Origin of the sequence: Microcoleus sp. D3_18_C2, from assembly GCF_036702395.1 — a bacterium.
In the GTDB taxonomy this organism is placed as follows: domain Bacteria; phylum Cyanobacteriota; class Cyanobacteriia; order Cyanobacteriales; family Microcoleaceae; genus Microcoleus.
Genome location: NZ_JAUBTG010000018.1, coordinates 100,788 through 108,957, shown reverse-complemented (window position 1 = coordinate 108,957; position 8,170 = coordinate 100,788). Strand labels below are relative to the sequence as shown.

Here is an 8,170-nt window from a genome sequence, read left to right as displayed (position 1 = left end):
TCCCGCCCGTCCTTTTTGGACGGGCGGGACGCCCATCCCACTTTCAAGAGTGGAAGTTATTTAATTCTCATTCCTTAACAGTCAAGTTTGAGCGACTTCTTGTGGGGAGTAGGGGTTGGGCGTCCCGCCTGCCCAAAAAATACAATTTAGGTGGGCTTACTTACAGCTTATTGGTGCGGCAGGATCACATCAAAAAAAGCATCCTCCAAATCATAACCAAACATCTGCGACATCGCCATCAACTTCGATTTACTGGGAATTCCCTGCTGATTCAACCAATCAGTCAACACAAAAATTTTGTTCATCAAAAACATTTCCAAAGCTTCAGGATTGTACTGAATACCTTGGGTTCGGTGAAACTGGTGCGGCACCAACATCGCCGCATAGCGCGCCAATTCTCCCGCTTTCCAATCCAGCAAAAATGGCAGCCAAGGGTAACAAGCATCCAAGCGAATAAACCACAGCCGCACTTCGGGAATTTCCGAAATTTCTCGCGGATCTAACTCTTCGCGCGGATACTCAATTTCAAATTGTAGCTGTTGTTCGTTTTGGGCGATCGCTCCTTCGGCCAGCCACTTTTCAATCACAGTCCGCACCGGAGACAAATCTAAACTGTTTATGCGATCGGCATCTATCGCTATCATAATACTCATAAAATGTCAACCTATGTTAGATTTTAGTTTGCTTCTACCGATGAATCCGGGGGAAAGAGACCCAATTGCTTGATTGTCAACTGGATAGCATTTAGTTATAATACCACCAGCCATAAACATTTTATAGCAGAAGCAAGAACGAAGGAGGAATAAGGAATAAAAAATAAGGAATAAGGCAAATGCAATAAAATCAATGTGTCAGCAATGGAAAATCCCCTAATTACCGAAAAAATTGCTATTAATCATTAATAAATCAACAAATCACCAAAACCGATCCCTATGTAGATCTAGGTGCTCATGCTATCCCAGTTCCCCAAGGTACTCACATTGGTTTAGGTGGATCATTTCACCACAAATAAAAATAAAAAGATATTCAAGATATGGAAAATTTATTATTTAAATTGCCTGAAATTATAGAAAAAATGAAACAGCTTTTTCTGGGAATTCCGACTGAGATTAGATCGGATTTTAGTGATTTAATCATAAAGCAATCTAACATAAATATTGAAACTTTAAAACAAGTGGAATCTATTTTGAAAACAAAACTTCCAGAATCTTTTCAACAAATTATTCTTCAATATGATTGCGGCAACCTAACATTAGGTGGAGTTTGGTTTGGTAATAAGGAAAATTATGCAGAATATCTTGTCAAAAATAATATAAAGCAAGAAACTGTTTTACGTTGGTGGGGAATTGGCGAACGTCCCTATAACTATTTATTAATAGCAGGTTCTGATGGATACGTGATTTTATTAAACACTGAGACTGCACAAATAATGGCTTATGCTAGATGGCAATCTTATCAAGACTCTAAATTAATAGCTTCGGATTTTACTATTTTTTTTCAAGCTGCTGCAACTATATACATACGAAGTAGAACTGGCGACAATAGTAAAGATATATTAATGAAAATTCCTGAAATTGTAGGCTCTACCACAGATAGTGAATTTTGGCATGAAATTATTTAGATGCCCGAAAACCTGAAAACATTATAGATTTTTTGCAAAAGATTGAAGCCAATTTCAAACTGATTCCCTATGCAGGCAAAGAAGATGACTATCTTCAAGAAATGTTACCTAAGATTGAGCTAATGGTACTAGAGCGATGCAATCAACTTTTGAGAACTCCTTAAATAGAAAATTTCCGGGGGATTGAGACGCGGCAGGTTTTGGAGACTTTTGTACGGGAAACTCATGTGCTGGTTGACCTTTATGCAGATGGGGAGGTAATTTCTACTACGGGAGAACATCCTTTCTGGATACCGGATAAAGGGTGGATTGAGGCGAAGGATTTAGTTGTTGGGTCGTTGTTGCAGACTGGAGATGGTCGGGTTGTTGAGGTCGATCGGGTTGAGAAGCGGGAAGGACCGTTTGAGGTTGACAATTTTAATGTTGAGGGTATCCCGACTTACTTTGTCTCGGAGTTGGGGGTGCTGGTTCATAATACTTGTGCTGGAGGTGGAGATCCAATCAGCCTTGATGAAGCCCTTGAAAGAGCTGAGCAGTTTCTGGAACCCGATGTACCAACGCGATTCATTGAAACTCCGACTGGTGTTCAAGCAATTCAAGAGTTTGCAAATACTACGGGTACAAGAGTCACACGACGTGTAGGTTTTGATGTAAATTCTAACACTCCTCATGTACAGCAGTTAGGATCGCATCTTAATCTTCAAACACAGTTTGACGGTGTTATTCAAGGGGGTGCTTTAGCAGATCCTCATATTCCAATTGACCCAACAACAATTACGCCAACAGATTACTAAATAAGGATGCAAGCTATGTATATTTTATTTGATGGTAATTGGAACGAACCAGAAATACAAATATCTGATTCGGCAAGCGGTCTAAGCAAACTGGGAACGCTTTTCCTTGGAATTAGTCAAGATTTAACTATTCATGCAGAGCAAGTAAAGTCCAAGTTTTATCCTGAAAACTTGGAAGCCATTTCAATAAAGTTATTACCAATGGAAAGTCCGGGGGGAAAAAGTTTAATTAAAATTTGTATCACTAATAATCGTCTGATTTTTGAAGGTTCTAAATCTGCTTTTAATATACTGGGTAGGTCATTGGTAAATTTCTTCCCTCATGATAGTAAAAAAGGTGACCATTTTCACCTAGACGATGTGGGAGGAAATTCTTTATTAGCACCTCCTAATTATTCCCTAATATTTGCGTGTACAGGTTAAATTAGTTAGTGTAATTGCTCTACTCGCCAGTACCAACTACCCAAGAGCATCAAATTTTAACTATCGCAATCCTAAATGAGTCATAAATTTTTTACCCACCCCAACCCTCCCCGAAGCCGCGGGGAGGGAGTAAGAAATTCACAAATGATTTAGGATTGCTATATCTACAAGCTCAAAGCATAAGATTTATAATCCGATGCACTTTTAAAACTCCCCCGCGACGGCATCAACATCGTCGCTCAATCGAACGCCATCACCTTCATCGAATCTCTGAGCGCACAACCTTTAGAAGACACCAAAATTCCCGCTGTTATCCGCAAATACTTTGAAGCACTACCCCGCACAGACTACCAAACTTTAAGCATCTATCCCACAAGCTTCGTCACCTTTGAAGAGAGAGATGAAAATGCAGCCTCGGAGTACATTACCTCGGCTTTACTCTCGAAGGACACTTGGTCTGATGTTGGGAAAACTCCGGTAAAAGCTGCTGTTAATTTAGTCTACGCCTGGGAACGGGGAGAACCCTAATTGAGCGTTACCGAAGCTTTGTTGCAGCTACAAGATGCCGACCAAACTCCGGGTTTATGAAGTACAGTTTAATTTTCCTGTTAATATACTGGCTTTAGTGTACTCTATAACCTAGAATATCCTGTAAATAATTACCCATTTTTCCCAAACTTGCTATCCTGCAAAGAATTACCAATCCCCTGGATAATTCCCCGCCCTATCAAACCAATTCCCCGCCCTATAACCTGAGTTAAAACGTAAACAACGCCAGCACCCAACAGCGAAATAACTGCGCGAACTCTAGGTGCGATCGCATCCCTGGTTTCCAGCAGCAAAGTCAAGGCTAACTGCCACCCAGACAACTGTGCTAACTCCAGATTTCTCGGAGCATAAATAGAAATTTTCTTAATTCCCGAATCGCCCAAAACAAAGAGCCCAAACCTGCTTTCAAAAATAGCTTTCGGTTCCACAAAATATCTATCCCAGCTATATCTCCACGACAACTCATTCCGAAATCTCTCAATTTCTCGCGTCGAAATCAACTTACCATCGTAAAAAATTTGCTTGATTTCTTCAATATTTGCCAAATTATTTAGTAGAGGCTGTACAACTCCGCTAGCAACTTGAATTGCCAAATTTTCCAACAAAGCTTCAGCTCGCTGCATCGCTTCCGGGCTGCCAGCAACACAAGAAATATTGTCAACTGTTAGAGGAATTTCAAATAGCAAATGTGCAAATAAATCAACTGTCATCGGTATTTTATCAAGGATTTGTGCTGCAACTACATCAGCATCTGCCAGCAGCATCGGCACAACTTCTACAGCGCTGCCTGCCAAGATATCAGCAGCGCTTTCCCCTTGACTTTCTGCCAGTTTCAAGCTTGTTTGACTGTCATCAAAAACCAGATTTTCTCCCGTTTGCAGTGTATAGTATCTGCCAAAAAAATCTATGATTGTCGCCTGCCACAAATCCCGTAAAATAGCAGGCATTTTTTGCGACAATTGAGTTTGCTGCACTTGCGAAAAGCGCAATTCTTCCAGCAAATCCTTTAACTTCCGCAGGATGGAAGTCATCAATTCACGCTTTTTGGTCGATCGCAAAATATCGATTTCCAAAGGCAAGCCAGTCAAATTCACCAAATCAAACTGCAATTTAGCTGCCGCCGAGTCAAACAAGCTACCTTGCCAATTAGTTGCAACCACCAAAGATCCCGCCAAAACTTGGGACTTCGCTAATTGCGATTGAGAATTCTTTAACAAATTCTCGCCTCTAATTTCTTCTTTCTCCCCTCTGCCTTCTTTCCTCTGCTTTCTGCCTTCTGCCTTCTCCCCTTTCCCTTCAAATAATAACTGACTGACTATCCAGCGAGCTGCGAGCAATTCCCTGCGGCGCCCGCTGAGTACAACCCCATCTAAAATAGAGGGCAAATCTGTCGGTTCGGCGGATCTGATCTCTTGCAAATCAGCTTGAACAACCGCCAAAGTTGCATCTATTTCGCGCAGTCCAGAGAGGCACAAATGAGCCAGCATTTTTTTGTGTACTGGCGTATCAACTGTCGAATTCTCTGCATTTTTATCTACAATTACTGCGGATTTTTCTACTGTTTGAACCACCGCTGCGTTTAGTTCTATTTCCGAGTTAGCTCTCGCATCCGGCGCCCAATAAGTGCAACCAGACGCCACAGCGCGAATAGCTTCGATTGTCAGGGAAATATCTCTACCTTTAGGACAATAGCCATTCGCGCCCGTCGCCTGTAACTCCGCCAACAGATCCGGTGTCAGCTGCCCGCCTAGCAGCAACAGAGGCAGGTTGGGGTACAAACTTTTGAGTTGGCGACAAAATGCCACCGCCTCTATTTGACCCGATCGCAAATTTAGGGTCTCAACAGCCAAAATTACCAAATCTGCGGGCTTCTTGGCTGCTCCAGAGTCGAGCGAGCGAGTTTCTAGAACTCGCAAAGCCTCGGTTGGGGTTGAAACCTCTGCAACAACTTGCAAGTCTGGATACTGCTCGCAAGCGATTCGCAGCCCCAGCCGGAAAATGGGGTCGCCTTCGATCGTCAGCACTTGGAAATTACTCACTTGATTTTAGTTTTGAGATTTTAGAGAGCGATCGCGCGAAAACCCAATTACTCCGGGAGCAAATTAGCATCAGGAGGCCCAACCGATTCAGGAATCGAGGGTGGCGCCGGTTCTGGAGCTGGAGCCGGAGGAGCCGGTTCCGGAGCCGGGGCCGGCGCCTCTTCTCTCGCGGGTGGATAGTAAGGTTCCGGCTCCGGAGCGGGTGGATAGTAAGGTTCCGGTTCCGGCTCTCTCGCAGGCGGATAGTAAGGTTCCGGCTCCGGAGCGGGTGGATAGTAAGGTTCCGGTTCCGGCTCTCTCGCAGGCGGATAGTAAGGTTCTGGCTCTGGCGCGTACTCCTCCTGTCGCGGAGCTGGCGCGTACTCCTCTGCTGGAGCTGGCGCGTACTCCTCTGCTGGAGCTGGCGCGTACTCGCGAGCGGGCTCCGGCGCGTACTCGCGAGCGGGTTCCGGCGGGGGCGCACTGTTGGCTCTGAGTTCAGCACTCCAGCGCCCGATCGCACCTGCCGCCTCTGAATACAGCGCCCTACCGTAACCGATTTGGGAAGCAGTATCGATCGCCGCTCCTAGACTGCCTTGAGATGCCAATTCCGCAGCGCGATCTAGAATCGGTCTGTCTTGAGCCACTTGCAGTTCGCTCACCCACTGATAGACATTATCCTGAGCTTTCGCGTACAAAATCCTACCGCTCTTAATTGCCGAAGCTTTTTCAATAGCAGCACTAAGTTTTCCTTGCTTCGCCAGGGCGATCGCTTCATCCAAAAAAGGCTGATCTTGAATAACTTCTATGCGTTTCGTCCACTCAGCCAAGAGAGTTTGCGCTTCTATTCTGCGGGGCCGGTTTTGAGCAACCAGGACTAACTGAGCCATGCCGCCCTTGAGTCCTTCAACCGTTTGCGTTTCTGCCAACTGCTTCGCCAGAGTCAGAAAAGATTGGTCTTCTATCCGCTGAATTTCTCGGCGCCAAGCAGCCACCAAAGTTTGAGCGTGAATCCGCCGCGGCTGATTGATTCCGATAGTTTGCGCTTGCTCGATCGCGAGTCCAAACGTCCCTATGTGACCGAAACTCGCGATCGTGCTGGCCACTTGCAGACGCAGCAAATCTTGAAACTGCACCTGCAAACTTTCAATTTGAACTTGAGCTTGCTTATACAGAGGGCGACCCGGAGCTATTTGGCTCGCCGCCCCCTTCCCTTCCAGCAAGCTAAAAATGTGTTGCGGCAGCGGAGTTGATATCGACTGGTTCCACGTCACTGCCTGAGCCCTACCCAACTGCATCAAATCTTGAGCTTCCGCAAACAGCGGGGAATCCTGCGGCACAACTGAAGCAGCCTCGATCGCCCCCGGCAAATCTTTCGCCCCCAACCGCTTAGTCGCCATTGCCAGCAAAGTCCGGCTCCAGCCCTCAATTTCCTTCTCAGCTTTAGCGCGGGCAAAAAGCTGCGAGTCTATTTTTCGAGCTAGGACGATCGCCTCAGCGAACTTTTGCGGAGTCTCGTCCTTCGCCAAATCTCTAGCCTCTTGCAAGCGCTGCCAGCCGTTTCTTTCCAAAGAAATCTGCCCTATCAGCTCGTTGTAACGCTTCTGACTCCAGAAAATATTTTCCAGCTTGAACAAAGCTTGAGCATAATCCCAAGCCTTCCTTAAATCCTCACTTTTCAAAGCTGCTAGGGCTGTATCGTAGAGTTTTTGGCCCTCCTGCCAATTTTTTTCCCAAGCAGTCACAGCCTCTTCTACTTCGGGGTAAGACCGACTGGTTTTCGGAATTTTCGCCACAATCTCCAGAGCACCTTTCAAATCGCCCCTCTCAATTTTTGCCCTGGCAAATCCCAGAATGGCCTTCGACCATTCCCCTATCAAATGTTGACCTTGCGAGTATAGCGGATGTTCTTTCGGCCAAGCCTGCACCAATGCCATTGCCGATTCTAGCTGTTCTAGCTTGCCCGACTTAGCAGCTTGCTGAGCGCAGTAAAGTCGCTCTCCGTCCGCCGCCAGCGGCGACAGTTGCTGGCAATTGGGCGGTGGAGGCATCGTCAGCAACCACAGAAATGCAGCGGCCCCCGTTACTCCAAATCCCACCAGGAGACTCAGCCAGATAAGCTGCCACTGCCAAAAAGTTCTTTTTCCTTCGGTCGGCGCAGCCGTTACGAAGGAACTCGCATCGCCTGTCGCCTCTGCACTGAACTGTGCCGTCGGTTTAGGGGATGGGTTGTATTGCGGTGGTGTGTGGAATTGGTCAGATTGTCGTCTCGCCATTACTTCAGCCTGTCCTGTAATGCGCTCTAGAATGTGACACTCCTACATCAAATCTATAGATTGTGATGTGGGCTTCTGACTCCTGTTAAGGAGATCGAGAACTTCCTTCAAGGTACTGGCAATCTTTCCCTCTACGGCGTTTTATAGTGAGGTTTGTGTCTGGCCCCACTGGTTGCTTCCGAGTATTTTATGCTCTCGAAGCACGTAAATCATACCAGTTATCAAACATTTATTGACATATTCCGGGGCAGTTTAGCAGAAAAAACAGTATAAAGCCCGTCAGTCTAGCAATTTTAGATTTTAGATTTTAGATTTTAGATTTTAGAATTGACTCTGCACATGAATTGTGGGAGGGATTCAACTAAGCTCTCATATTAAATCCGGGTCAGAATTTTCCTGACCAGACTCAGCAGTTTAAACCGCCCAGCAATAATTTTAGATTTTAGATTTTAGATTTTAGATTTTAGAATTGACTCTGCACATGAATTG

6 protein-coding genes are annotated in these 8,170 nt (G+C 45.4%); 3 read left to right on the top strand and 3 right to left on the bottom strand.

From position 1 onward, the window contains the following. Window positions 1–167 precede the first annotated feature (167 nt). Window positions 168–653 carry a CRR6 family NdhI maturation factor gene (locus tag QUA88_RS13890; RefSeq protein ID WP_333207079.1) on the bottom strand — a complete coding sequence of 162 codons (486 nt, stop codon included), beginning with the start codon at window positions 651–653 and terminating at the stop codon, window positions 168–170. Between the two features lie 380 nt (window positions 654–1,033). Here QUA88_RS13890 and QUA88_RS13885 point away from each other — a divergent pair, with 380 nt between their 5' ends. From QUA88_RS13885 to QUA88_RS13875, 3 genes are all read left to right on the top strand, one after another. Then, on the top strand, window positions 1,034–1,621 hold the full coding sequence (locus QUA88_RS13885; protein ID WP_333056296.1) for an SMI1/KNR4 family protein: 588 nt from the start codon (window positions 1,034–1,036) through the stop codon (window positions 1,619–1,621). A gap of 200 nt (window positions 1,622–1,821) precedes the next feature. Further along, window positions 1,822–2,415 carry a Hint domain-containing protein gene (locus QUA88_RS13880; RefSeq protein ID WP_333056297.1) on the top strand — a complete coding sequence of 198 codons (594 nt, stop codon included), beginning with the start codon at window positions 1,822–1,824 and terminating at the stop codon, window positions 2,413–2,415. A gap of 6 nt (window positions 2,416–2,421) precedes the next feature. Then, window positions 2,422–2,838, top strand: coding sequence for a hypothetical protein (locus tag QUA88_RS13875; protein WP_333056298.1), 417 nt, complete (start codon window positions 2,422–2,424; stop codon window positions 2,836–2,838). Between the two features lie 659 nt (window positions 2,839–3,497). Here QUA88_RS13875 and QUA88_RS13870 read toward each other — a convergent pair. Further along, on the bottom strand, window positions 3,498–5,426 hold the full coding sequence (locus QUA88_RS13870; RefSeq protein ID WP_333272193.1) for a DUF3685 domain-containing protein: 1,929 nt from the start codon (window positions 5,424–5,426) through the stop codon (window positions 3,498–3,500). 47 nt (window positions 5,427–5,473) lie between these two features. Continuing rightward, window positions 5,474–7,681, bottom strand: coding sequence for a hypothetical protein (locus tag QUA88_RS13865; RefSeq protein WP_333056301.1), 2,208 nt, complete (start codon window positions 7,679–7,681; stop codon window positions 5,474–5,476). Window positions 7,682–8,170 lie beyond the last annotated feature (489 nt).

Coding starts and splice junctions, on each gene's coding strand:
- QUA88_RS13890 (WP_333207079.1), bottom strand. CDS start 653: ATGAGTATTATGATAGCGATAGATGCCGATCGCATAAACAGTTTAGAT.
- QUA88_RS13865 (WP_333056301.1), bottom strand. CDS start 7,681: ATGGCGAGACGACAATCTGACCAATTCCACACACCACCGCAATACAAC.
- QUA88_RS13875 (WP_333056298.1), top strand. CDS start 2,422: ATGCAAGCTATGTATATTTTATTTGATGGTAATTGGAACGAACCAGAA.
- QUA88_RS13885 (WP_333056296.1), top strand. CDS start 1,034: ATGGAAAATTTATTATTTAAATTGCCTGAAATTATAGAAAAAATGAAA.